The following is a 24,406-nucleotide window of genomic DNA, read 5'->3' as shown; positions in this document are numbered from 1 at the left end:
AATGGGCTTACTCGGCCACAGCGTTCTTGGCCAGGATCGCGTTGGCCAGTTCCATGTCACTGGCCTGCACGCCCGGGTTGTCCGCGCGCACCTGGCGGATTGCGGCTTCCAGGAACGGCCCGCGAATGGCGCCATCACTGGCAACGAAGCTGCCGGCGTCGTCTTGGGCGGCGACGATCAGCTTGTGGTCCTTGAACGTCAGGTAGGTCGAGGCGGTAGTCGCGCCGGAGGAGATGATATTGCGCCAGAACGTGTCGGCCATGGCGGAGCCAAGGGGCAGCGAGAACAGGACGGTGGCTGCGATGGCTGTTTTGAAACGCATAATGAATCACCTCGGTGTATGAGGGCGGTTGAGATGCCGATTTGAGCGTTTCTCACTGCCCCAAGTTCCCGGCCACAAAGGGGATTTCTTGGTTATCCACAGACCCGCAGGACCTCTTCGGTACAGGTCCTGCCCTGGACGACCCGGTCACCACCGTGCCGTCGAAGGTCACGCAACCCGTCTACCTCGGCCTGTTGCCGCAGGGCGGCGAGGTCGCTGGCGGGGGTGATCCGTTCGCGCAAAGCGGTGCTGACCTGGAGCAGTTCGAACAGCCCGGTACGCCCATGGAAACCCGTACCCCTGCATTGCGGGCAGGCCTGGCGATCCTGCGGGGGCAGGTCCAGACAAGCGCGACATAGCGTGCGCACCAGGCGCTGGGCCATGACCCCGATCAGAGTCGCCCGGATCAGGTAGTCGGCGACGCCAAGCTCCAACAAGCGGGTGATCGCGCCGCAGGCGTCCTGGGTATGCAGGGTCGACAACACCAGATGCCCGGTGAGGGCCGCCTGCACGGCCACCTGAGCGGTTTCCCGGTCGCGGATTTCGCCGATCATGATGATGTCCGGGTCCTGGCGCAGCAGGGCACGGACACCGCTGGCGAAGTCCAGCTCCAGGCTGGGCTGGACCTGCAACTGGTTGATCATCGGTTCAAGACGCTCGATCGGGTCTTCGATGCTGCACAGGTTGACCTGGGGAGTGGCCAGGTGCCGGAGGCTGGCATAGAGGGTGCTGGTCTTGCCCGAGCCGGTCGGCCCCGTCACCAGCAGGATGCCCTGGCGCTGTTGCAGCAGGGCCAGCCACTGCTCCAGCAACGCGCCCTCCAGGCCCAGGGTTTCTAGGCTGTCGTGCAGTTGCTGAGGGTCGGACAGGCGCAGCACCAGCTTCTCGCCGAACGGGGTGGGCAGGGTGGACAGGCGCAGTTCCACCTCGGCGCCGCTGGGCAGGCGGGTTTTCAGGCGGCCGTCCTGTGGCCGGCGTTTTTCGGCGACGTTCATGCGGCCCAGGTGCTTCAGCCGGCTGACCATAGCCAGTGTGACGCTGGCCGGGAAGGCATACACCGCGTGCAGCAGGCCATCGATGCGCAGGCGCAGATGGCCTTGTTCACGGCGAGGCTCCAGGTGGATATCGCTGGCGCGCTGCTCGATGGCGTACTGCAGCATCCAGTCGACGATGTGCACGATATGGGCATCGTCCGCGCTGGCCTGGGCTTGCCTGGCACCCAGTTCGAGCAGTTGCTCCAGCTCGCCGAGACGGGGCAACTGGCCAAGGCCCGCGCCGCGCACGGAGTGGGCCAGGCCCAGGAAGGTCGGGCGCAGCTGGCGGAGCTGCCGCGGACTGGCCAGCACCCGACGCACTGCCTTGCCCAGGCTACGGCTCAGGTCTGCCTCCCATTCGTGTTGATAAGGCTGCGCGCTGGCCACCGTGACACTGTATTCATCCACGGCCACGGCGAGGATGCCATGGCGCTGGGCGAAGGCTGCGGACATCAGCCCGGCCACGCGCACCAGGTCGACCTGCAAGGGGTCGATTACCAGAAAAGGCTGGCCTACCCGGTCTGCCAGCCAGCGGCACAGGGCGTCCAGCTCCAGCGGGTGGCCGATGGCGGCGATCAGTTCCAAGGGATGTTCAGCAGGGTGGGTCTTGCCGCGCTCGAGTGCCGCGAGAGCGGCTTCGGGGGCGATCCGCTGCTCAGCCAGCAAGGCATCCAGCAGGCGATTGAGGTCAAGATCATGGTGGTCGTTGGCGAGCATGGAAGCGTCCTTGCCGAGCTTCAGAGGCCTGGGCAAGGCTAGCCGTGCGGGACGCAAGGTGTCGGTGCAAAGGGTTTCCGGACATTGCCTGCCGGTTTCAACGGCGGGCTACCTCCGCAAGCTGTGGCAGGTTCGCCAGGCACACTTCGCTGACGCAGACCAGGTTGCGCAGTTTCTGCGCGATCACTTCGGCCCGGTGCCAGCTCAGGCCGCCGACGCCGATCGCCACGTCCAGCAGATCGTCGCACTGGCTCACGTTGACGCTGTGCGGGGTGAGGAATTGCAAGGCGAACAGGTTGAGCACGCGGCACAGGCTGTCCGGTTCGGCGTCTGCCTGCAGGCGGTAGTGCACCGTGCAGTGGACAGTGTTGGCGGCCCAGGCGTCGAGGCGGGGCAAGTTGAGGGGCCGTTCGAGTGCGTTCATGCTGGGTCTCCGCGAAAGTGGAGAAATTCTTGCACGTCACACGGGGCATTTTTTCGCTATGATTCGCCAATATCGCGCTAACGCGAATTTTTTAATTCGCAAAAATGCAAATTGGAGAATTAATAATGCTTGGCGAATTGGACGCTTATGACCGGCGCATCCTTGAACTGCTGCAAGACGACGCCTCGCTGTCCAGCGCGCAGATCGCCGAGCGTGTGGGACTGTCGCAGTCACCTTGCTGGCGGCGCATTCAACGCTTGAGAGAGGAGGGCGTGATTCGCGGCCAGGTGACGCTGCTGGACCGCAAGAAGGTAGGGCTGAACACGCAGATCTTCGCCGAAGTGAAGCTCAACGCCCATGGCCGTTCGAACTTCGCCGAGTTCACCGAGGCGATCCGCGGTTTTCCCGAAGTGCTGGAATGTTATGTGCTGATGGGGGCGGTGGACTTCCTGCTGCGTATCGTCACCTCGGACATCGAGGCTTACGAGCGGTTCTTCTTCGAAAAACTGTCGAACGTGCCGGGTATTCAGGAAGTTAACTCGATCGTGGCGTTGTCGGAGATCAAGTCGACCACGAGCCTGCCGCTGAGGCCCTGAAGCGCCAATCGCGGGGCAAGCCCGCTCCCACGAGTGCAGGAGCGGGCGGTGCGGACTCAGGCCTTGAGCAGGTGCTTCCAGGCGCGGTTCTGCTCGATGGCGCGAGCCTGTTCGATGCGGGCCTCCAGCAGTTCGCCCTTGTCTTCCTCCAGCAGCGGCAGTTCGGCCAGCTCGTGAAGCTTGTTCAGCTCGCCGTACAGACGGTCCAGCTGTGGCAGGTCGAGTACCTGGCGGGCGTGGTGCAGCCAAGTTTGCACGGTCTCGATGCGCGGCAGCTGCTCGGCCAGGTCCTCCGGACGCTGTACATACAGCGGCAGCTTCAGGGCGCGGGCTTCCTCGCCCAGCAAGTGCTGCAGCCAGCTGGCCAGCTGCGCCTTGCCCTGGCGCTCGCCACGGCCCTTGCGCTCGACGGTCCAGGTGCGGGCGGTCAGCCAGCGTGCGGTCTCCAGGGAGAACTGGCCCCAGCGCGGGTCTTCCAGCTCTTCAGCGAACTGCTCGGGCGCGGCGCGGCGGATGTCTTCGTCATCGTTGCCGGCCAGTACCAGCGGGCGCCAGTCTTCCAGCAGCGCATCGAGGCTGGCGCGCAAGGCTCGGGTGGTCGGGCGCGGTGCCGCCTGGCCGAGGCTGGCGGTGATGGCGCGCAGTTCGGCCAGGCAGCGGACCCAGTCCTGCAGCAGGCGCCAGTGGCCATTGTGGCGATACTGCTCGGCCAGGCGCTGGCTGCTGCCCAGCAGTTGCCAGGCCAGGGCGGCGTAGGCGTCGTCCAGCGGCATCTCGGCGTGCAGCTCGGTCGCGGGCAGGCCCAGCTCGTAGCTGTCCGGATCGAGCAGGCGGTAGCCGCGCTCGGCCTTGCTGATGTCGCATGGCATCAGGGCGAGGCTGGCGGACAGCTCGGCGGCCAGCTCCAGCAGCGCCTCCGGGGCACCTTCACGCAGCTCCAGCTCCAGCTCGCAGATTTCTTCCTTGCGCTTGCCGGCGATCACGAAGCCCTGGTCGATGGCCGCTTCGATCACCACCTTGGCCTTGCCGCGGCCCCAGGCGATCTCGGCGTACTCGCGGGTGAAATCGGTGGTGAACAGCGGTTTGATGGCCTTCTTGTCCAGCCCGGCCAGTTGCTCGGGCCAGCAGGTGCCATCGAGTTTCTTCAGGTCGAGCTTGACCTTGTCCAGGTGCCATTCGAACTCGTTGCGCTCGGACAGGCCGGCCACGCTCTGGCCGCGGCACTTGAGGGTCTGGATGATGACCTCGCCATCGCGGCGCAGGCGCAGGGCGACACGGGCGGCGGACAGGTCGCGCTCCGGGGTGTCGAAGTACTGGTTGAGCAGTTCGCGGGTCTGCCAGCCGGACTTGTTGCGCTTTTTCAGCAGCGGGTGCTCGCGCAGGGCGGCAAGGGTCTCGCGACTGGCGCGGAGTTTGAGTTCGGTTTCTTTGTGCATCGCGGGCTCGGAAGGAGGGGCATCGTGGTGTGCAGTCTACAGGAGTCGGGTGGTGCCTGCCGGTCCGCGAAGGGGCGTATGGGGTTGTCCTGCCAGGCGACCGCGTTGTTATGATGCCTCTCACGCTTCCGAGGAGTCCGCGCATGCCGTTGCCATCGCTGAAAGACCAGTTTGCCGCCCTGATCGCCGCACCTTCGGTCAGTTGCACCCAGGCTGCGCTGGACCAGTCCAACCGAGCCGTCATCGACCTGCTGGCCGGCTGGTTGGGTGACCTGGGTTTCACGTGCGAGATCCAACAGGTCAGCCCTGGCAAGTTCAACTTGCTGGCAAGCCGCGGCACCGGCCCGGGCGGCCTGGTGCTGGCCGGGCACAGCGACACGGTGCCCTTCGACCCGCAACTGTGGAGCAGCGACCCGCTCAAGCTCACCGAGGTCGATGGCCGTTGGGTGGGCCTGGGCAGCTGCGACATGAAGGGCTTCTTCGCCCTGGTCATCGAGGCGGTGATCCCGCTGCTCGAGCACGATTTCAAACAGCCGCTGCTGATCCTCGCCACCTGCGACGAAGAAAGCTCCATGTCCGGCGCCCGGGCCTTGGCAGAGGCCGGCCAGCCCCTCGGGCGGGCGGCGGTGATCGGCGAGCCCACCGGGCTCAAGCCGATCCGCATGCACAAGGGCATCCTCATGGACCGCATCGACATTCTCGGGCGCAGTGGCCATTCGTCGGATCCGACCCTGGGTCGCAGCGCCCTGGAAGCCATGCATGCGGTGATGGGCGAGCTGATGACGCTGCGCCGCAGCTGGCAGGAGCAGTACCGCAACCCACAGTTCACGGTGCCTGCGCCGACCCTGAACTTTGGCTGTATCCATGGCGGCGACAATCCCAACCGCATCTGTGGCCAGTGCGCCCTGGAGTTCGACCTGCGGCCATTGCCGGGCATGGATGTTGAGCAGCTGCGCGCAGCGATCCGCGGCAAGCTGGCACCGTTGGCCGAACGCCATGAAGTGCGCATCGATTACGCGCCACTGTTCCCCGAGGTGCCACCTTTCGAACAGGCCGCCGACAGCGAGCTGGTGCGCCTGGCCGAGCGTCTGACCGGCCATCGTGCCGAAGCGGTGGCCTTTGGCACCGAAGCGCCTTATCTTCAGCAGCTCGGTTGCCAGACCATCGTGCTGGGCCCCGGTGACATCGCTTGTGCCCACCAGCCAGGGGAATACCTTGAAATGTCACGCATCGAGCCTACCGTGCGTCTATTGCGTGATCTGATCCGGCACTATTGCCTGAACCATTGATCCTTCCTGAGCAGAGGAGACCGCGCGTGACCGCAAGCCTGTTCCGACGATGACTTTCGAACGTTGTGCGCCTTTTCGTTCTCCGTTCACTTATCCACAGGCCTTGTCATGCCCGATTACGTCAACTGGTTGCGCCATGCTTCCCCCTACATCAACGCCCACCGCGACTGCACCTTCGTGGTCATGCTCCCCGGTGATGGCGTCGAGCACCCGAACTTCGGCAACATTGTCCACGACCTTGTGCTGCTGCACAGCCTGGGCGTGCGCCTGGTGCTGGTACACGGCTCACGTCCGCAGATCGAAAGCCGCCTGGCCAGCCGTGGCCTGACCCCGCACTACCACCATGGCATGCGCATCACCGACGCGGCGACACTGGACTGCGTGATCGACGCCGTCGGTGCCCTGCGCCTGGCCATCGAAGCACGCCTGTCGATGGACATGGCGGCCTCGCCGATGCAGGGCTCGCGCCTGCGCGTGGCCTCCGGCAACCTGGTCACCGCACGGCCGATCGGCGTGCTTGAAGGGGTCGACTATCACCATACCGGTGAAGTGCGCCGGGTCGATCGCAAGGGCATCAATCGCCTGCTCGATGAGCGTTCCATCGTGTTGCTGTCGCCGCTGGGCTACTCGCCGACCGGCGAGATCTTCAACCTGGCCTGCGAGGATGTGGCCACCCGCGCCGCCATCGAGCTGGGGGCCGACAAGCTGCTGCTGTTCGGGGCCGAGCCGGGCCTGCTGGATGAGCGTGGGCAATTGGTACGCGAGCTGCGCCCGCAACAGATCGCGCCGCACCTGCAGCGACTGGGCAGCGACTACCAGGCCGAGCTGCTGGATGCCGCTGCCGAAGCCTGCAAGGGCGGTGTGGCGCGCAGTCACATCGTCAGTTACGCCGAGGACGGTGCGCTGCTGACCGAGCTGTTCACCCGTGGGGGCGGTGGCACGCTGGTGTCCCAGGAGCAGTTCGAAGTGGTACGCGAGGCGACCATCGAGGATGTCGGCGGCCTGCTGGAACTGATCAGCCCGTTGGAAGAACAGGGCATCCTGGTGCGCCGTTCGCGGGAGGTGCTGGAGCGGGAAATCGAGCAGTTCAGCGTGGTCGAGCGCGAGGGCATGATCATCGCCTGCGCGGCGCTCTATCCGATCGCCGATTCCGAGGCGGGGGAGCTGGCGTGCCTGGCGGTGAACCCGGAGTACCGGCATGGCGGGCGTGGCGATGAGCTGCTCGAGCGTATCGAGGAGCGGGCGCGCACGCTGGGGCTCAACACCTTGTTCGTGCTGACGACCCGGACCGCACACTGGTTCCGTGAGCGCGGCTTCTCGCCCAGTGGCGTGGAACGGCTGCCGGCGGCGCGGGCATCGCTGTACAACTACCAGCGTAATTCGAAGATCTTCGAGAAACCGCTCTGATGCCATCGCGGGTCAAGCCCGCTCCCACGGTGTACCCGGGCTGGCACACGTGGGAGCGGGTTTGACCCGCGATGCGATGGCAAAGAAAAACGCCGCCCCTGAGGGCGGCGTTTTCGTTTACACGGTGTGCAGATACCAGTTGTACTCGAGGTCGGAGATCGAGTGCTCGAACTCCTCCAGCTCGCTTTCCTTGCACGCGACGAAGATGTCAATGTACTTCGGATCGATGTACTTGTTGAGGATCTCGCTGTCGTCCAGCTCGCGCAGGGCATCGCGCAGGTTGTTCGGCAGGCTCTGTTCCAGCTGCTCGTACGAGTTGCCTTCGATCGGCTCGCCCGGTTCGACCTTGTTGGTCAGGCCGTGGTGCACGCCGGCCAGTACCGCAGCCATCATCAGGTACGGGTTGGCGTCGGCGCCGGCCACGCGATGTTCGATGCGCACGGCATCCGGCGAGCCGGTCGGCACGCGCAGCGCCACGGTACGGTTGTCCAGGCCCCAGCTCGGTGCGTTCGGCACGTAGAACTGCGCGCCGAAACGGCGGTACGAGTTGACGTTCGGGCAGAGGAACGCCATCGAGGCGGGCAGGGTCTCGAGCACACCGCCGACAGCGTGACGTAGCGCGGCGTTCTGCTCGGGATCCTCGCTGGTGAAGATGTTGTTGCCATCTTTGTCCAGCACGGAGATGTGTACATGCAGGCCGTTGCCTGCCTGGCCCGGGTAGGGCTTGGCCATGAAGGTGGTGTCCATTTCATGGTCGTAGGCGATGTTCTTGATCAGGCGCTTGAGCAGCACCGCATAGTCACAGGCCTTGAGCGGGTCGGCGACGTGGTGCAGGTTGACTTCGAACTGCGCCGGGGCGCTTTCCTTGACGATGGCGTCGGCTGGGATGCCTTGTTCCTTCGCGCCTTCGAGGATGTCCTGCAGGCAGTCGGCGTATTCGTCGAGATCGTCGATCAGGTACACCTGGGTCGACTGCGGGCGCTTGCCCGAAATCGGCGAGCGTGGCGGCTGCGGGCGGCCGTTCACGTTCTCCTGGTCGATCAGGTAGAACTCCAGCTCGAACGCGGCGCAGATGGTCAGGCCCAGGTCGGTGAACTTGCTCACCACCTGGCGCAGCACTTCACGCGGGTCGGCAAAGAACGGCTCGCCTTCGATCTCGTGCATGGTCATCAGCAGCTGCGCGGTCGGGCGCTTCTGCCAAGGCTCGTTGCAGAGAGTGTCGGGGATCGGGTAGCAGATCCGGTCGGCATCGCCGATGTCCAGGCCCAGGCCTGTGCTTTCGACGGTCGACCCGTTGATATCCAGGGCGAAGAGGGAGGCCGGCAGGTTGATGCCTTTCTCGTAAACCTTGTGGAGGCTGGTGCGCTCTATGCGCTTGCCGCGCACCACACCATTCATATCTGCAATCAGAAGGTCAACGTAGAGAACCTCAGGATGTTCCTTAAGGAACGCGTTCGCTTCGTTAAGCTGAACGGCACGCGGGGGTACCGACATGATGCAACACCTTTGTTGTTAAAAATATCAATCAAGGGGGGCTTGCAACCCCAGTCAATCGGAAAGACCAGGTTAAGTCAAGCCAGCACCCTGATGCCCTTAAATGGCACATCTACGGCAGATTTGCTGCATCTCGGGGCGTGCCATTATCCGCTATTTTCGACTTGAAGGGTTATCCCGAGCGGGGCGTGTTTTATTTTTTACGGGGGAGTTGTGTAAAAAAATGAACGAGGCTAAGCTCGGCATCAACCCAGAACACAATAATACGAGGGTCACATGGTCCGCCTGTCGAGACCTGCCAGCGCCGCATGCACGGTGCGTTCAGGTACATCTCCCGGTTGCCGTCCGGTCATTGCACGCCTGTTTCGAAGGGGCGCTGCGCTGGCCGCAATAATTGACGGTTCGCTTGAAAAAGCCATGCCTCGTAACGCTTTAGCGCAACACCTCCTTTCCTTCTGCCCTTCGCTTTCTGTCCGGACGCGCGCCCATGGCGTGTATGCATTGTCGTCCTGCGCGAGGGTTTTTGCTTTAGCCATGCACAGCATCCAGAATCAAGGCGCGGGCCTGTCCAGGCCCCTCGGCGCGCTGCGCGCCGACTTTGTCCGACGCCTGGCGTCAGTGGCCGCCGGTTGCCGCCAACCGCGCCACATTACCTCCTGAGGTATTTATGAGTAACAACCTCGACCAGCTCACCGATTGGTTGAAAGAGCACAAGATCACCGAAGTGGAGTGCCTGATCAGTGACCTGACCGGCATCACCCGCGGCAAGATCTCGCCGACCAACAAATTCATCGCCGAAAAGGGCATGCGCCTGCCCGAGAGCGTGCTGCTGCAGACCGTGACCGGCGATTACGTCGACGATGACATCTATTACGAACTGCTCGACCCGGCCGACATCGACATGATCTGCCGCCCCGACGAGAACGCGGTGTTTCTCGTGCCATGGGCCATCGAGCCGACCGCCCAGGTGATCCACGACACCTACGACAAGAAGGGCAACCCGGTCGAACTGTCGCCGCGCAATGTGCTGAAGAAGGTCCTGAAACTCTACGCCGACAAGGGCTGGCAGCCGATTGTCGCGCCCGAGATGGAGTTCTACCTGACCAAGCGTAGCGAAGATCCCGACTTTCCGCTGCAGCCGCCGGTGGGCCGTTCCGGCCGCCCGGAAACGGGGCGGCAGTCGTTCTCCATCGAGGCGGCCAACGAGTTCGACCCGCTGTTCGAGGACGTCTACGACTGGTGTGAGCTGCAGCAGCTGGACCTCGACACGCTGATCCATGAGGACGGCACGGCGCAGATGGAAATCAACTTCCGTCACGGCGACGCGCTGCACCTGGCCGACCAGATCCTGGTGTTCAAGCGCACCATGCGCGAGGCGGCGCTCAAGCACAACGTGGCCGCCACCTTCATGGCCAAGCCGATGACCGGCGAGCCGGGCAGCGCCATGCACCTGCACCAGAGCGTGGTCGATGCCGTCACCGGCAAGAACATCTTCTCCAACGCCGACGGCAGCATGAGCGAGCTGTTCCTCAATCACATCGGCGGCCTGCAGAAGTTCATCCCCGAGGCCCTGCCGCTGTTCGCCCCCAACGTCAACTCGTTCCGCCGCTTCCTGCCGGACACCTCCGCGCCGGTAAACGTCGAGTGGGGCGAAGAGAACCGCACCGTCGGCTTGCGCGTACCAGATGCCGGGCCGCAGAACCGCCGGGTCGAGAACCGCCTGCCGGGCGCCGACGCCAACCCGTACCTGGCCATTGCCGCCAGCCTGCTGTGCGGCTATATCGGCATGGTCGAAGGCATCGAGGCCAGCGCGCCAGTCCAGGGTCGTGGCTACGAGCGCCGAAACCTGCGCCTGCCGCTGACCATCGAGGACGCCCTCGAGCGCATGGAAATCAGCCGCGCGCTGGAGCAGTACCTGGGCAAGAAATTCATCACCGGCTACGTCGCCACCAAGCGTGCCGAGCACGAGAACTTCAAGCGCGTCATCAGCTCCTGGGAGCGAGAGTTCCTGCTGTTTGCTGTGTGATCAACCCTGAGGCCGCCAGGGCGCGGCCACCGGACCATGGAGAAGCACATGAGCGTCAACAACCCGCAAACCCGTGAATGGCAAACCCTGAGCGGCGAGCACCACCTTGCACCTTTCAGCGACTACAAACAGCTGAAGGAAAAGGGGCCGCGCATCATCACCAAGGCGCAGGGCGTGCATTTGTGGGACAGCGAGGGGCACAAGATCCTCGACGGCATGGCCGGCCTGTGGTGCGTGGCGGTCGGCTATGGCCGTGAAGAGCTGGTGCGGGCGGCAGAGCAGCAGATGCGCGAGCTGCCGTACTACAACCTGTTCTTCCAGACTGCCCATCCGCCGGCGCTGGAGCTGGCCAAGGCGATCACCGACGTGGCGCCCGCCGGCATGACCCATGTGTTCTTCACCGGCTCCGGTTCCGAGGGCAACGACACCGTGCTGCGCATGGTTCGCCACTATTGGGCGCTGAAGGGCAAGCCGCACAAGCAGACCATCATCGGCCGCATCAACGGCTACCACGGCTCCACCTTTGCGGGTGCGTGCCTGGGTGGCATGAGTGGCATGCACGAGCAGGGCGGCCTGCCGATCCCGGGCATCGTGCATATCCCGCAACCGTACTGGTTCGGTGAGGGGGGCGACATGACCCCGGACGAATTCGGCGTGTGGGCGGCCGAGCAGCTGGAGAAGAAGATTCTCGAAGTCGGCGAGGACAACGTCGCCGCCTTCATCGCCGAGCCGATCCAGGGTGCGGGCGGGGTGATCATTCCGCCTGAGACCTACTGGCCGAAGATCAAGGAGATCCTCGCCAAGTACGACATCCTGTTCGTCGCCGACGAAGTGATCTGCGGTTTCGGCCGTACCGGCGAGTGGTTCGGCTCCGACTACTACGACCTTGCACCCGACCTGATGACCATCGCCAAGGGCCTGACCTCCGGTTACATCCCCATGGGCGGTGTGATCGTGCGTGACAAAGTGGCCAAGGTGATCAGCGAAGGGGGTGACTTCAACCACGGCTTCACCTACTCCGGCCACCCTGTGGCGGCAGCGGTGGGCCTGGAAAACCTGCGCATCCTGCGCGACGAGAAGATTGTCGAGCGTGCCCGCAACGAAACGGCACCGTATTTGCAAAAACGACTGCGTGAGCTGCAGGACCACCCACTGGTGGGCGAGGTGCGCGGCCTGGGCCTGCTCGGCGCGATCGAGTTGGTCAAGGACAAGGCCACCCGTAGCCGCTATGAGGGCAGGGGCGTCGGCATGATCTGCCGCACCCATTGCTTCGAGAACGGCCTGGTGATGCGCGCGGTGGGCGACACCATGATCATTGCGCCGCCGCTGGTGATCAGCCGCGAAGAGATCGACGAACTGGTGGAAAAGGCGCGCAAGTGCCTGGATCTGACCTACGAGGCGGTCAAATGACAGTCTGCTAGGCTGGCGAGGTGACATTAATGTCGTTGCAAGGCCCTGCTTCTGTTGAAACAGCGCCTTGTAACTTGCCAGACTAACGGCTGTTTAGTCGCCCAACGCGCGTCCCGTGGTACCTGGCTGCTGAACAGATGGCTTGATAATAAATTCTGGAGCATTACGCATGAAGAAATTGGGCAAGACGCTGCTGGCCGCCGCCCTGATGGGTGCCATGGCCACCGCTGTTCAGGCTGACGACAAGGTGCTGCACGTCTACAACTGGTCGGACTATATCGCCCCGGACACCGTGGCCAACTTCGAGAAAGAGACCGGCATCAAGGTCGTCTACGACGTCTTCGACAGCAACGAGACCCTTGAAGCCAAGCTGCTGGCGGGCAAGTCGGGTTACGACATCGTCGTGCCGTCCAACAACTTCCTGGCCAAGCAGATCAAGGCCGGCGTCTACCAGGAGCTGGACCGCTCCAAGCTGCCGAGCTGGAAAAACCTCGACCCGGCCCTGCTCAAGGCGGTCGGCGATGCCAGCGACCCGGGCAACAAGTTCGCCTTCCCCTACATGTGGGGCTCCATCGGCATCGGCTATAACCCGGAGAAGGTCAAGGCCGCGCTGGGCATCGACAAGATCGACTCGTGGGACGTGGTGTTCAAGCCAGAGAACATCGCCAAGCTGAAGAGCTGCGGCGTTAGCTTCCTCGATGCGCCGACAGAGATGATCCCGGCCGCGCTGCACTACCTGGGCAAACCGAGCGACAGCACCAAGAAGGAAGACCTGAAGGCGGCCGAGGACCTGTTCCTGAAAATCCGCCCTTCGATCACCTACTTCCACTCTTCCAAGTACATCTCGGACCTGGCCAACGGCAACATCTGCGTGGCCGTGGGCTACTCGGGTGACCTGGAGCAGTCCAAGGCACGTGCCCACGAGGCCGGCGACAAGGTCAAGCTGAGCTATGTCATTCCGAAGGAAGGTGCCGGCACCTTCTACGACATGGTCGCGATTCCGAAAGATGCCGAGAACGTCGACGCCGCCTACAAGTTCATGGAATACCTGCTACAGCCTAAAGTCATGGCCGGTATTACCAACGCCGTGCGTTTCCCGAACGGTAACAAGGCAGCCACCGAGTTCGTGGACAAGGACATTACCAGCGATCCGGCGATCTACCCTTCCGAGGAAGTGAAAGCGCAGCTCTACGCGATCAAGGCGCCAGATAAGACCGCCCAGCGCGAGATCACCCGCAGCTGGACCAAGATCAAGTCGGGCAAGTAAGCCCGATGCGGCAACCTCTGGGCCGGGCTTTTCCGGCCCAGAGGCCAGTAAAGGCAAATAAGTTTGCGGCATCCACGCCGTGAAGGTAAGTTGCGCGCCGGTTTTGCGTGTGCGGCCGAGGTTTACTGCCCGCAAAGGCACTGATTGTGAGGACCACCCACTTGTCTATTTCTGTTTTTCGCCAGGCCTTGATGGCCGGAGCGGGTCTGACGCTGGCTTGCAGCGTCCAAGCGGCGCCCACGGTGCACATCTACAACTGGTCCGACTATGTCGGCCCCACCACGCTCGCCGATTTCCAGAAGGAAACCGGGATCGAGCCCAAATACGACGTCTTCGACAGCAACGAGACGCTGGAAGGCAAGCTGCTGGCCGGGCGCACCGGCTATGACGTGGTCGTGCCGTCCAACCATTTCCTCGGCAAGCAGATCAAGGCGGGCGCGTTCCAGAAGCTCGACCGCGACCTGCTGCCCAACTATGCGAACCTCGACCCGGCGCTGATGAAGCGCCTGGAGAAGAACGACCCGGGCAACCAGTACGCCGTCCCCTACCTGTGGGGCACCAATGGCATCGGCTACAACGTCGAGAAGGTCAAGGCGGCGCTGGGCACCGACAAGATCGATTCCTGGGCGGTGCTGTTCGAGCCTGAGAACATGAAGAAACTCAGCAAGTGCGGCGTGGCCTTCCTCGACTCCGCCGACGAGATGCTGCCGGCGGTGCTCAACTACATGGGCCGCGACCCCAACAGCAGCAACCCCAAGGACTACGCCGATGCAGAGAAGAAACTGCTGGCCGTGCGTCCCTACGTGACTTACTTCCATTCTTCGAAATACATCACCGATCTCGCCAACGGCGATATCTGCGTGGCCGCCGGTTTCTCCGGCGACGTGTTCCAGGCCAAGGCCCGCGCTGAAGAGGCGAAGAAGGGCGTGAAGCTGGCCTACGCCATCCCCAAGGAAGGCGGCAACCTCTGGTTCGATGTGCTGGCGATTCCCAAGGACGCCAGCAACGTCAAGGAGGCCCATGCCTTCATCAACTATTTGCTGAAACCTGAGGTTATCGCCCAGGTCAGTGATTACGTCGGTTACGCCAACCCGAACCCCAAGGCTGGCGACCTGATGGACCAGGCCGTGAGGACTGACGCCGCGGTTTACCCACCGCAGGAAGTGCTGGACAAGATGTTCGTCAACGCCGAGTTGCCACCCAAGGTGCAACGTTTGATGACCCGCAGCTGGACCAAGGTCAAGTCGGGCAAGTAACAATCCAGGCCCGCCAGCGCAGCGGCGGGCACACAAATCTTGTTGGGAGTTTCACTCATGGCAGTTGCCTCCGGTGCCTATAAGAAAGCCCTCGAGGGTGGCCAGCAACCCAAGCAGGTGCTGGTCAAGATCGACCGGGTCACGAAAAAGTTCGACGAAACGGTAGCCGTGGACGATGTGTCCCTGGAAATCCGCAAGGGCGAGATCTTCGCCCTACTGGGCGGCTCCGGTTCCGGCAAGTCCACCTTGCTGCGCATGCTGGCCGGTTTCGAGCGTCCGACCGAAGGGCGGATCTTCCTCGATGGCGTCGACATCACCGACATGCCGCCCTACGAGCGGCCGATCAACATGATGTTCCAGTCCTACGCGCTGTTCCCGCACATGACCGTGGCGCAGAACATCGCCTTCGGCCTGCAGCAGGACAAGATGCCCAAGGCCGAGATCGACGCCCGCGTGGCCGAGATGCTCAAGCTGGTGCACATGACCCAGTACGCCAAGCGCAAGCCGCACCAGCTCTCCGGTGGCCAGCGCCAGCGCGTCGCTTTGGCACGCTCGCTGGCCAAGCGCCCCAAGTTGCTGCTGCTCGATGAGCCGATGGGCGCGCTGGACAAGAAACTGCGCTCGCAGATGCAACTGGAACTGGTGGAGATCATCGAGCGCGTGGGCGTGACCTGCGTGATGGTGACCCACGACCAGGAAGAGGCCATGACCATGGCCCAGCGCATCGCCATCATGCACCTGGGCTGGATCGCCCAGATCGGCAGCCCGATCGATATCTATGAAACCCCGACCAGCCGCCTGGTTTGCGAGTTCATCGGCAACGTCAACCTGTTTGAAGGCGAAGTGGTCGACGATGCCGAAGGCCATGCGGTCATCGCCAGCCCGGAGCTGGAGCGCAAGATCTACGTCGGCCACGGTGTCACCACTTCGGTCGAGGACAAGCACATCACCTACGCCCTGCGGCCGGAAAAGCTGCTGGTCACCACCGAGCAGCCTACCTGCGAGCACAACTGGTCGCGCGGCAAGGTCCACGACATCGCCTACCTCGGCGGCCACTCGGTCTTCTACGTCGAGCTGCCCAGCGGCAAGATCGTCCAGTCGTTCGTCGCCAACGCCGAGCGCCAGGGCACTCGCCCGACCTGGGACGACGAAGTCTACGTGTGGTGGGAAGACGACAGCGGCGTGGTACTGCGGTCATGAAAATCCGCAAGCTCAAGCGAGCATTCCAGCGCCTTGTCCCGGAGGGACGGCACCTGGTGATCGGCGTGCCGTTCATCTGGCTGTTCCTGTTCTTCATGCTGCCGTTCTTCATTGTCCTGAAGATCAGCTTTGCCGAAGCCGATGTGGCCATCCCGCCGTACACCGAGATCTACACCTACCTGGAAGGCAAGGTCCAGCTGGTGCTGAACCTGGCCAACTATGGCCTGCTGACCGAGGACGAGCTGTACATCGCGGCCTACCTCGGCTCGCTCAAGGTAGCCTTCTTCAGCACCTTGCTCTGCCTGCTGATCGGCTACCCGATGGCCTATGCCATCTCCAAGGCCAGGAAAGAGTCGCAGACCGTCCTGCTGCTGCTGATCATGATGCCGACCTGGACTGCGATCCTGATCCGCGTCTACGCCTGGATGGGCATTCTCAGCAACAACGGCCTGCTCAACAGCTTCCTGCTGTGGCTGGGGCTGATCGACCAACCGCTGCAGATCCTCAACACCAACCTGGCGGTGTATATCGGCGTGGTCTATTCGTACCTGCCGTTCATGATCCTGCCGCTGTACGCCAACCTGGTGAAGCACGACGAAAGCCTGCTGGAAGCTGCATCCGACCTTGGCTCGAGCACCTTCAACAGCTTCTGGAAGATCACCGTGCCGCTGTCGAAGAACGGCATCATCGCCGGCTGCATGCTGGTGTTCATCCCGGTGGTGGGCGAGTTCGTGATTCCTGAACTGCTCGGCGGCCCGGAAACCCTGATGATCGGTAAAGTGCTGTGGCAAGAGTTCTTCAATAACCGTGACTGGCCGGTGGCATCGGCGCTGGCGGTAGTGATGCTGGCGATCCTGATCGTACCGATCCTGCTGTTCAACCGCAGCCAGGCCAAAGAGATGGAGGGCCGCGCATGAAACGCTTCAGTTTCTCCAAGCTGATGCTGGTGCTCGGCTTGCTGTTCATCTACCTGCCGATGCTGATCCTGGTGATCTACTCGTTCAACGCCTCCAAGCTGGTAACGGTATGGGGCGGCTGGTCGGTGAAGTGGTACGTCGGCCTGCTCGACAACACCCAGCTGATGGGTTCGGTGATGCGCTCGCTGGAGATCGCCTGCTACACGGCGGTCGCCGCGGTGGCGCTGGGCACCCTGGCGGCCTTCGTGCTGACCCGGGTCACCCGCTTCAAGGGCCGTACCCTGTTCGGTGGCCTGGTCACCGCGCCACTGGTGATGCCCGAGGTGATCACCGGTCTGTCGCTGTTGCTGCTGTTCGTGGCCATGGCGCAGATGATCGGCTGGCCGCAGGAGCGCGGCATCGTCACCATCTGGATCGCCCACACCACGTTCTGCGCAGCCTACGTGGCGGTGGTGGTGTCGGCGCGCCTGCGCGAGTTGGACCTGTCCATCGAGGAGGCGGCCATGGACCTGGGCGCCAAGCCGTGGAAGGTGTTCTTCCTGATCACCATCCCGATGATCGCACCGTCGCTGGCGGCGGGCGGCATGATGTCGTTCGCCCTGTCGCTGGATGACCTGGTGCTGGCCAGCTTCGTCTCCGGCCCTGGCTCGACCACCCTGCCGATGGAAGTGTTCTCGGCCGTGCGCCTGGGCGTGAAGCCGGAGATCAACGCCGTGGCCAGCCTGATCCTGCTGTCGGTGTCGCTGGTGACTTTCATGGTCTGGTACTTCAGCCGCCAGGCCGAGGAGCGTCGTCGTCGGGCGATCCAGCAGGCCATCGAAGAGGGCGCCGCGGCGAACGTCTCGCAGCCGCAGGTCCGTCGTCCGGCCCAGGCCACCGCGCAGGCCTGAACCGACGCATCGCGAGGCAAACCTGCCCCCACGAGACCTCCACGGGACTCGTGGAAGCAGGTTTGCCCCGCGTTCTTTTCAGCTCTGATCCGGCCAGTACCAGGCCGGCTCATCGAGCATTCCCTGCCCGACGACCCCGGTCTGTCCCAGGGTTTTCTCCAAGTGGATCGAGTTGCAGTCCGCGTCCTCTTCCAGTGCCGCCACCAAGCGTGGAGCGTGCGACACCACCCACACCTGACACTGGCGCGCCGCGCGGCGAATCAACCGTGACAGCGCCGGCAGCAGGTCCGGGTGCAGGCTGGTTTCCGGCTCGTTGAGCACCATCATGCTCGGCGGGCGAGGGGTAAGCAGGGCGGCCACCAGCAGCAGGTAGCGCAACGTGCCGTCGGACAGTTCCGCGGCGCTCAGCGGGCGCAACAGCCCGGCCTGGTGCAAGCGCAGGGCGAACATTCCGCCGGCCTGGGCATCGACCGTGAGGCGTGCGCCGGGAAATGCATCGCTCACCGCATCCTGCAGCGCCTGCAGGTCGCCTATCTCATCGATGGTCTGCAACGCTGCGGCGAGGTCGCGGCCGTCGTGATGCAGCACCGGGGTGCGGGTGCCCAGCCGTGACTGGCGGGCAGGCGCCTCGGCGTCGGTCCTGAAGTGGTCGTAGAACCGCCAACTGCGGATCTGTTCGCGCAGGTGCAGCACCTCGGGTGAGCCCTGCAGGCTGCCGACCTGGTCGAACAGGCTGTCGAACTCGGTCATGTGCTGGTGCAGCACCTGCCATTGGCGCCCGTCGCGGGCCTTGACCATCGCCGCGTTGCGCTGCACCAGCTGGCTGGCGGGGCGGCACAGGGGCCCGGCCCAGATGGTTTCAAGCTTTATTTGCGGGTCGAGGGCGAACTTGGACCGGCTGGGTTCGGGCAGGCCGAGGCTGATGGCGTAGCCGAAGTCTGCGCCGGCAAAGCCCATCTTCAAGCGTTTGACATGCTGGCGCGGCCCGCCCTCTACCGGCACTTCGCCGCTGAGCATGCGGCGGGTGAGCTTCTCTGGGCCGGCCCAGAAGGTGGACTCCAGCCCGCCTTCGGCGGCCAGCGCATTGACCACCCCGCCGTGCGCGGTCTCCGCGAGCAGACGCAAGGCCTTGTACAGGTTGGACTTGCCACTGCCATTGGCACCGGTAATCACGTTCAGCCGGCCCAGCGGCAGCACCAGCTGGTTGATCGAGCGGTAGTTGGCAATGGCCAGGGTGGTGAGCATAGGCGGCATCCTTGAGCGGTCGGAACGCAGTATCGCCGATACCGCCTCGCTTTGTTGAACCCTGGCCGATGCCGTTTGTCGATCCCTGATCTACGCTTTCAAACGCATCCCTTTCACCTGAGAGAAGCAAGGAGCCTGCATGACGCTAGAGCGTGTGCCGCTGGTCGTTTGCCTGGGGTTGCTGTCCCTGCTTTCAGGATGTGGCAAGGAGGAGGTCGGCCAGGTGCTGCCCCGGGTCGCGGTGCAGCAGGTGCAGCCCACCGACTTTGCCGCCCGGGTCACCCTGACCGGTGACGTGCAGGCGCGGGTGCAGACCGACTTGTCGTTCCGCGTGGGCGGCAAGATCATTGCGCGCAGCGTCGATGTCGGTGACCACGTGAAGGCCAATCAGGTACTGGCGCGCCTGGACCCCAAGGACCTGCAGAACAACGTCGATTCGGCCAAGGCCGAGGTGTTCGCCGAACAGGCCCGGGTTACCCAGACCAGCGCCGCGTTCGTGCGCCAGCAGAAACTCTTGCCCAAGGGCTACACCAGCCAGAGCGAGTACGACTCCGCTGAAGCCGCGTTGCGCAGCAGCCAGAGCGCGCTCAAGGCCGCCCAGGCGCAACTGGCCAACGCCAACGAGCAACTGAGCTACACGGCATTGGTGTCCGAGGCCGACGGCGTGATCACTGCGCGCCAGGCCGAAGTCGGCCAAGTGGTGCAGGCGACCATGCCGATCTTCAGCCTGGCGGTCGATGGCGACCGTGACGCGGTGTTCAATGTCTATGAGTCGCTGCTGGTGGCACCCAGCGGTGACAAGGGTGTGACGGTCAGCCTGATCGACAACCCCGCCATCACCGCCCAAGGCCACGTGCGCGAGATCACCCCGACGGTCTCTGCGCAAAGCGGCACGGTGCAGGTCAAGGTTGCCCTGCGCGACGTGCCCAAGGGCATGGCCCTGGGTGCGCCGGTGACCGCATCGGCCAGTGCCCATGGCAAACCGAGCGTCGAGCTGCCCTGGTCAGCCCTGACCAAGGCGCTGAACGAGCCCGCCGTGTGGGTGGTCGGCGAGGGTGACAAGGCGCAACTGCGCAAGGTCCAGGTGGCGCGCTACCTGACCGGAAAAGTGGTGATCAGCGAGGGCCTGGAGGCCGGTGAGGTGGTGGTGGTCAGTGGTGGCCAGCTGTTGAACCCAGGTATTCAGGTCGAGAAGGTCGATGCCAGAAACGGGGGAGTCGCGCCATGAGGCCGTTGCTGCCGATAGTGTCTGCCTGCCTGTTGCTGGCTGCCTGTGGTGGAGAGGAGGCCCAGCCCGAACCCGTGCGACCGGTGTTGTCGACCGTGGTCGAGCCCCAGGTGCAAGCGCAGCTTGGGCGCTTTGCCGGCAACATCCAGGCGCGCTTCGAGAGCACCTTGGGTTTCCGCGTGTCTGGTCGTATCGCCAGGCGCTGGCTGGATGTCGGGGCCCAGGTCAAGCCGGGCGATACCTTGGCCACCCTCGATCCGACCGACCAGCAGAACCAGCTGCGTGCCGCCGAAGGCGACCTCGCGCGGGTGCAGGCGCAGTGGATCAATGCCCAGGCCGATGCCCGTCGCCAGCAACAGCTGTATGACCGCGGAGTCGGCGCCCAAGCCCAGCTGGACATCGCCCAGACCAACCTGAAGACTACCGGCGCGTCGCTGGCGCAGGCGCGTTCGGCAGTCAGCCAGGCCCGCGACCAGCTCGACTACAGCACCCTGCGTAGCGACCATGCCGCGGTGATCACGGCCTGGCAGGCCGAGGCCGGGCAGACTGTCAGCGCCGGCCAGGCCGTAGTCACCCTGGCGCGCCCGGACGTGAAGGAAGCGGTGATCGACCTGCCGATAGCCTTGGCCGAACAACTGAGCCGCGACCTCACCTTCACCGTCGCCTCGCAGCTCGACACCAGCATCAACACTACTGCCACCTTGCGCGAGCTGGAGCCCCAGGCCGATGCCACCACCCGTACCCGCCGCGCCCGCCTTACCCTGGCCAGCACCCCGGAGGCTTTCCACCTGGGGACAGCGATCAGCGTCACCCTGACCTCGGCGCTGACGCCGCGCAGCCAGTTGCCGCGTTCCGCGTTGCTCGAGCGCGATGGCAAGACCCAGGTCTGGGTGGTCGACCCGCAGGGCAAGACCGTGGCCACCCGTGACGTCACCCTGGCGGAGCGTGGCCCTGACAGCATCATCCTGTCCTCCGGTGTGCAACCCGGCGAGCGCGTCGTCACCGCCGGCGTGAACAGCCTCAAGCCTGGCCAGAAGGTCATCTTCGACGAGGACGCACGATGAAAGGAAGCTTCAACCTCTCCGAATGGGCGCTCAAGCACCAGTCCTTCGTCTGGTACCTGATGTTCGTCGGCCTGCTGATGGGGATTTTTTCCTACTTCAACCTGGGTCGAGAGGAGGATCCGTCCTTCACCATCAAGACCATGGTGATCCAGACCCGCTGGCCCGGCGCGACCCAGGACGAGACGCTGTACCAGATCACCGACCGGATCGAAAAGAAACTCGAGGAGCTCGATTCGCTCGACTACGTGAAAAGTTATACCCGCCCCGGTGAATCGACGGTCTACGTGTACCTGCGCGACACCACCAAGGCCAAGGACATTCCAGACATCTGGTACCAGGTGCGCAAGAAGATCCAGGATATCCGCGGTCAGTTCCCCCAGGGTGTACAGGGCCCGGGCTTCAACGACGAGTTCGGCGACGTGTTCGGCTCGATCTACGCTTTCACCTCCGATGGCCTGAACCTGCGTCAGCTGCGCGACTATGTGGAGCAGGCCCGCGCCGAGGTGCGCGAGGTGCACAACATCGGCAAGATCGAGCTGATCGGCACCCAGGACGAAGTGCTCTACCTGAACTTCTCCACCCGCAAGCTGGCAGCCCTGGGCATCGACCAGCGGCAGGTCATGGAGGCGCTGAAATCGCAGAACGCGGTGACCCCGGCGGGGGTGATCGAAGCCGGCCCCGAGCGGATTTCGGTGCGCACCACCGGGCAGTTTGCCTCGGAGAAGGACCTGGAGACTGTCAACCTGCGCATCAACGACCGCTTCTTCCGCCTGGCCGATATCGCCGACATCGAGCGTGGCTATGTCGACCCACCGTCGCCGATCTTCCGCTACAACGGCCAGCCGGCCATCGGCCTGGCCATCGGCATGAAGGCCGGCGGCAACATCGAGGTGTTCGGCGCGGCGCTGAAGAAGAAGATGGACAGCATCGTCAGCGAGCTGCCGGTCGGGGTCGGCGTGCACACCGTGTCCGACCAGGCGGTGGTGGTCAAGCAGGCGGTTGGCGGCTTCACCAGTGCCTTGTTCGAAGCCGTGGTGATCGTGCTGGTGGTGAGCTTCGTCAGCCTGGGCGTGCGTGCCGGGCTGGTGGTGGCCTGCTCGATCCCGCTGGTGCTGGCCATGGTGTTCGTGTTCATGGAGTACAGCGATATCACCATGCAACGGATATCGCTGGGTGCGCTGATCATTGCCCTGGGGCTGCTGGTGGACGATGCGATGATCACCGTGGAGGTGATGGTCACGCGCCTGGAAATGGGCGAGACGAAAGAGCAGGCGGCGACTTTCGCCTACACCTCGACGGCCTTCCCCATGCTTACCGGCACCCTGGTGACCGTGGCCGGTTTCGTGCCGATCGGCCTCAATGCCAGCTCGGCCGGTGAATACACCTATACCTTGTTCGCGGTGATCGCCGTGGCGCTGCTGGTGTCGTGGGTGGTGGCGGTGTTCTTCGCCCCGGTGCTGGGGGTGCATATCCTCAGCAGCGAAAAGCTCAAGCCCCACGAGGCCGAACCTGGGCGGGTGGGCCGGGCGTTCGAACATGGCCTGCTGTGGTGCATGCGCCACCGCTGGGTGACGGTGATCGGCACCATCATGCTGTTCGCACTGTCGGTGGTGGGCATGCGCTTCGTGCAGAACCAGTTCTTCCCATCCTCGGACCGCCCGGAGATCCTGGTCGATCTCGACCTGCCGCAGAACGCCTCGATCGAGGAAACGCGCAAGGTGGTGGATCGCCTGGAGGCGAAGATCAAGGACGACCCCGACCTGGTGCGCTGGAGCACTTACATCGGCCAGGGCGCGATCCGCTTCTACCTGCCCCTCGACCAGCAACTGCAGAATCCCTATTACGCCCAGCTGGTGATCGTCAGCAAGGGCTTCGAAGAGCGCCAGGGCATGATCGAGCGCCTGCAGAAACTGCTGCGCGAGGACTTCGTCGGCATCGGCAGCAACGTGCAGTCGCTGGAGATGGGCCCACCGGTGGGCCGGCCGATCCAGTACCGGGTCAGCGGCAAGGACATCGACCAGGTGCGCCGCTATGCCATCGAACTGGCCACGGTGCTCGATGGCAACGAACATATCGGCGACATGATGTACGACTGGAACGAGCCCGGTAAGGTGCTGCGCATCGAGATCGCCCAGGACAAGGCACGCCAGCTGGGGCTGTCGTCCGAAGACGTGGCCAATGTGATGAACAGCATCGTCAGCGGCGTGCCGGTTACCCAGGTCAACGACAACATCTATCTGGTCGACGTCATTGCCCGCGCCGAGGACAGCGAGCGGGGCTCGCCCGACACCCTGCAGAACCTGCAGATCGTCAGCCCCAGCGGTGTATCCATTCCCCTGCTGGCGTTCGCCACCGTGCGCTACGAGCTGGAGCAGCCATTGGTGTGGCGGCGCGACCGCAAGCCGACCATCACCATCAAGGCCTCGGTGGTCGGCGATATCCAGCCGACCAACCTGGTGGCGCAGCTCAAGCCGAAGATCGACGAGTTCGCCGGCAAGCTGCCGCCCGGCTACGGCGTGGCCACCGGCGGTACGGTGGAGGAGAGCGGCAAGGCCCAGGGGCCGATCGCCGACGTAATTCCGCTGATGCTGTTCCTCATGGCGACCTTCCTGATGATCCAGCTGCACAGCGTGCAGAAGCTGTTCCTGGTGGTCAGCGTCGCGCCGCTGGGTCTGATCGGCGTGGTCCTGGCCCTGGTACCCACGGGCACGCCCATGGGCTTCGTGGCGATCCTCGGCATCCTCGCCCTGGCCGGGATCATCATCCGCAACTCGGTGATCCTGGTGACCCAGATCGACGAATTCGAGGAGCAGGGCTACACCCCCTGGGACGCGGTGGTGGAGGCGACCAACCACCGCCGCCGGCCGATCCTGCTGACGGCGGCGGCGGCGAGCCTGGGCATGATCCCGATTGCCCGGGAAGTGTTCTGGGGGCCGATGGCCTATGCCATGATCGGCGGCATCATCAGCGCAACGCTGCTGACGCTGTTGTTCCTGCCGGCGCTGTACGTGGCCTGGTACAAGATCCGCGAGCCGGAAAAGACTTCCTGAGAACCACGCGCACCCTGTGGGAGCTGGCTTGCCAGCGATAGCGTCGTCAGCCTCACCGACGCTATCGCTGGCAAGCCAGCTTCCACAGGGTTCAGTGTTCGCGCTAATGGTTATATAAACATTCTTAAACAGTA

At 63.9% G+C, this 24,406-nt stretch carries 19 protein-coding genes; 13 read left to right on the top strand and 6 right to left on the bottom strand.

Annotation, left to right across the window (positions count from 1 at the left end; genetic code table 11):
* Positions 1–7 precede the first annotated feature (7 nt).
* From ACZ9C1_RS17610 to ACZ9C1_RS17600, 3 genes are all read right to left on the bottom strand, one after another.
* The gene (locus ACZ9C1_RS17610) at positions 8–322 is read right to left on the bottom strand and encodes a DUF2388 domain-containing protein (protein WP_102685073.1); all 315 of its coding nucleotides are present in this window, start codon (positions 320–322) and stop codon (positions 8–10) included.
* A 92-nt stretch (positions 323–414) separates the two neighbouring features.
* Positions 415–2,073 (bottom strand): GspE/PulE family protein, encoded by a 1,659-nt coding sequence (locus tag ACZ9C1_RS17605; RefSeq protein WP_277502304.1) that lies wholly within the window; start codon positions 2,071–2,073, stop codon positions 415–417.
* A gap of 97 nt (positions 2,074–2,170) precedes the next feature.
* On the bottom strand, positions 2,171–2,497 hold the full coding sequence (locus tag ACZ9C1_RS17600; RefSeq protein ID WP_094010951.1) for a hypothetical protein: 327 nt from the start codon (positions 2,495–2,497) through the stop codon (positions 2,171–2,173).
* Positions 2,498–2,622: 125 nt separating this feature from the next.
* Between ACZ9C1_RS17600 and ACZ9C1_RS17595 the strand changes: the two genes are divergently transcribed.
* Entirely contained in the window at positions 2,623–3,093 is a 471-nt protein-coding gene (locus ACZ9C1_RS17595) for an Lrp/AsnC family transcriptional regulator (RefSeq protein WP_023631494.1), read from the top strand.
* A gap of 56 nt (positions 3,094–3,149) precedes the next feature.
* On the opposite strand, the gene ACZ9C1_RS17590 is transcribed toward ACZ9C1_RS17595, so the two are convergent.
* A complete protein-coding gene (locus ACZ9C1_RS17590) occupies positions 3,150–4,529 on the bottom strand; it encodes a CYTH domain-containing protein (RefSeq protein WP_198755003.1) in 1,380 nt (459 codons plus the stop codon).
* A 143-nt stretch (positions 4,530–4,672) separates the two neighbouring features.
* Between ACZ9C1_RS17590 and argE the strand changes: the two genes are divergently transcribed.
* Together argE and argA are read left to right on the top strand one after the other, a co-directional pair.
* On the top strand, positions 4,673–5,818 hold the full coding sequence (argE, locus tag ACZ9C1_RS17585; protein ID WP_139674381.1) for an acetylornithine deacetylase: 1,146 nt from the start codon (positions 4,673–4,675) through the stop codon (positions 5,816–5,818).
* 108 nt (positions 5,819–5,926) lie between these two features.
* A complete protein-coding gene (argA, locus tag ACZ9C1_RS17580; RefSeq protein ID WP_102685077.1) occupies positions 5,927–7,225 on the top strand; it encodes an amino-acid N-acetyltransferase in 1,299 nt (432 codons plus the stop codon).
* 117 nt (positions 7,226–7,342) lie between these two features.
* Here argA and ACZ9C1_RS17575 read toward each other — a convergent pair whose 3' ends face one another.
* On the bottom strand, positions 7,343–8,719 hold the full coding sequence (locus tag ACZ9C1_RS17575) for a glutamine synthetase family protein (RefSeq protein ID WP_038707015.1): 1,377 nt from the start codon (positions 8,717–8,719) through the stop codon (positions 7,343–7,345).
* 667 nt (positions 8,720–9,386) lie between these two features.
* On the opposite strand from ACZ9C1_RS17575, the gene ACZ9C1_RS17570 reads away from it, so the two are divergent.
* From ACZ9C1_RS17570 to ACZ9C1_RS17540, 7 genes are all read left to right on the top strand, one after another.
* On the top strand, positions 9,387–10,745 hold the full coding sequence (locus tag ACZ9C1_RS17570; RefSeq protein WP_038707014.1) for a glutamine synthetase family protein: 1,359 nt from the start codon (positions 9,387–9,389) through the stop codon (positions 10,743–10,745).
* Positions 10,746–10,793: 48 nt separating this feature from the next.
* Positions 10,794–12,155 (top strand): aspartate aminotransferase family protein, encoded by a 1,362-nt coding sequence (locus ACZ9C1_RS17565; protein WP_277502302.1) that lies wholly within the window; start codon positions 10,794–10,796, stop codon positions 12,153–12,155.
* 169 nt (positions 12,156–12,324) lie between these two features.
* Positions 12,325–13,422: a polyamine ABC transporter substrate-binding protein gene (locus ACZ9C1_RS17560; protein ID WP_139674374.1), complete on the top strand. Its 1,098-nt coding sequence runs from the start codon at positions 12,325–12,327 to the stop codon at positions 13,420–13,422.
* A gap of 161 nt (positions 13,423–13,583) precedes the next feature.
* Positions 13,584–14,678, top strand: coding sequence for a polyamine ABC transporter substrate-binding protein (locus ACZ9C1_RS17555; RefSeq protein WP_046853739.1), 1,095 nt, complete (start codon positions 13,584–13,586; stop codon positions 14,676–14,678).
* A gap of 57 nt (positions 14,679–14,735) precedes the next feature.
* The gene (gene potA / locus ACZ9C1_RS17550; RefSeq protein WP_046853740.1) at positions 14,736–15,878 is read left to right on the top strand and encodes a polyamine ABC transporter ATP-binding protein; all 1,143 of its coding nucleotides are present in this window, start codon (positions 14,736–14,738) and stop codon (positions 15,876–15,878) included.
* Entirely contained in the window at positions 15,875–16,795 is a 921-nt protein-coding gene (locus tag ACZ9C1_RS17545; protein ID WP_023630467.1) for an ABC transporter permease subunit, read from the top strand. The genes potA and ACZ9C1_RS17545 overlap by 4 nt, the downstream gene beginning before the upstream one ends.
* Entirely contained in the window at positions 16,792–17,685 is an 894-nt protein-coding gene (locus tag ACZ9C1_RS17540) for an ABC transporter permease subunit (RefSeq protein WP_277502300.1), read from the top strand. The genes ACZ9C1_RS17545 and ACZ9C1_RS17540 overlap by 4 nt, the downstream gene beginning before the upstream one ends.
* Before the next feature lie 78 nt (positions 17,686–17,763).
* Here ACZ9C1_RS17540 and ACZ9C1_RS17535 read toward each other — a convergent pair whose 3' ends face one another.
* Positions 17,764–18,930, bottom strand: coding sequence for an AAA family ATPase (locus tag ACZ9C1_RS17535; RefSeq protein WP_277502299.1), 1,167 nt, complete (start codon positions 18,928–18,930; stop codon positions 17,764–17,766).
* 139 nt (positions 18,931–19,069) lie between these two features.
* On the opposite strand from ACZ9C1_RS17535, the gene ACZ9C1_RS17530 reads away from it, so the two are divergent.
* The 3 genes from ACZ9C1_RS17530 to ACZ9C1_RS17520 are packed head-to-tail and all read left to right on the top strand — an operon-like array spanning position 19,070 to position 24,272.
* Positions 19,070–20,158, top strand: coding sequence for an efflux RND transporter periplasmic adaptor subunit (locus ACZ9C1_RS17530; RefSeq protein WP_102685442.1), 1,089 nt, complete (start codon positions 19,070–19,072; stop codon positions 20,156–20,158).
* On the top strand, positions 20,155–21,222 hold the full coding sequence (locus ACZ9C1_RS17525; RefSeq protein ID WP_102685443.1) for an efflux RND transporter periplasmic adaptor subunit: 1,068 nt from the start codon (positions 20,155–20,157) through the stop codon (positions 21,220–21,222). The genes ACZ9C1_RS17530 and ACZ9C1_RS17525 overlap by 4 nt, the downstream gene beginning before the upstream one ends.
* Positions 21,219–24,272, top strand: a complete 3,054-nt coding sequence (locus ACZ9C1_RS17520) for an efflux RND transporter permease subunit (protein ID WP_476254219.1) — start codon at positions 21,219–21,221, stop codon at positions 24,270–24,272. Before ACZ9C1_RS17525 ends, ACZ9C1_RS17520 begins: the two co-directional genes overlap by 4 nt.
* The last annotated feature ends 134 nt before the right edge of the window (positions 24,273–24,406 follow it).

The sequence above is a fragment of the Pseudomonas sp. TE21435 genome, assembly GCF_056279265.1.
The sequence above is the reverse complement of the archived record's forward strand: the minus strand, read 5'-3'. Positions and strand labels throughout refer to the sequence as shown.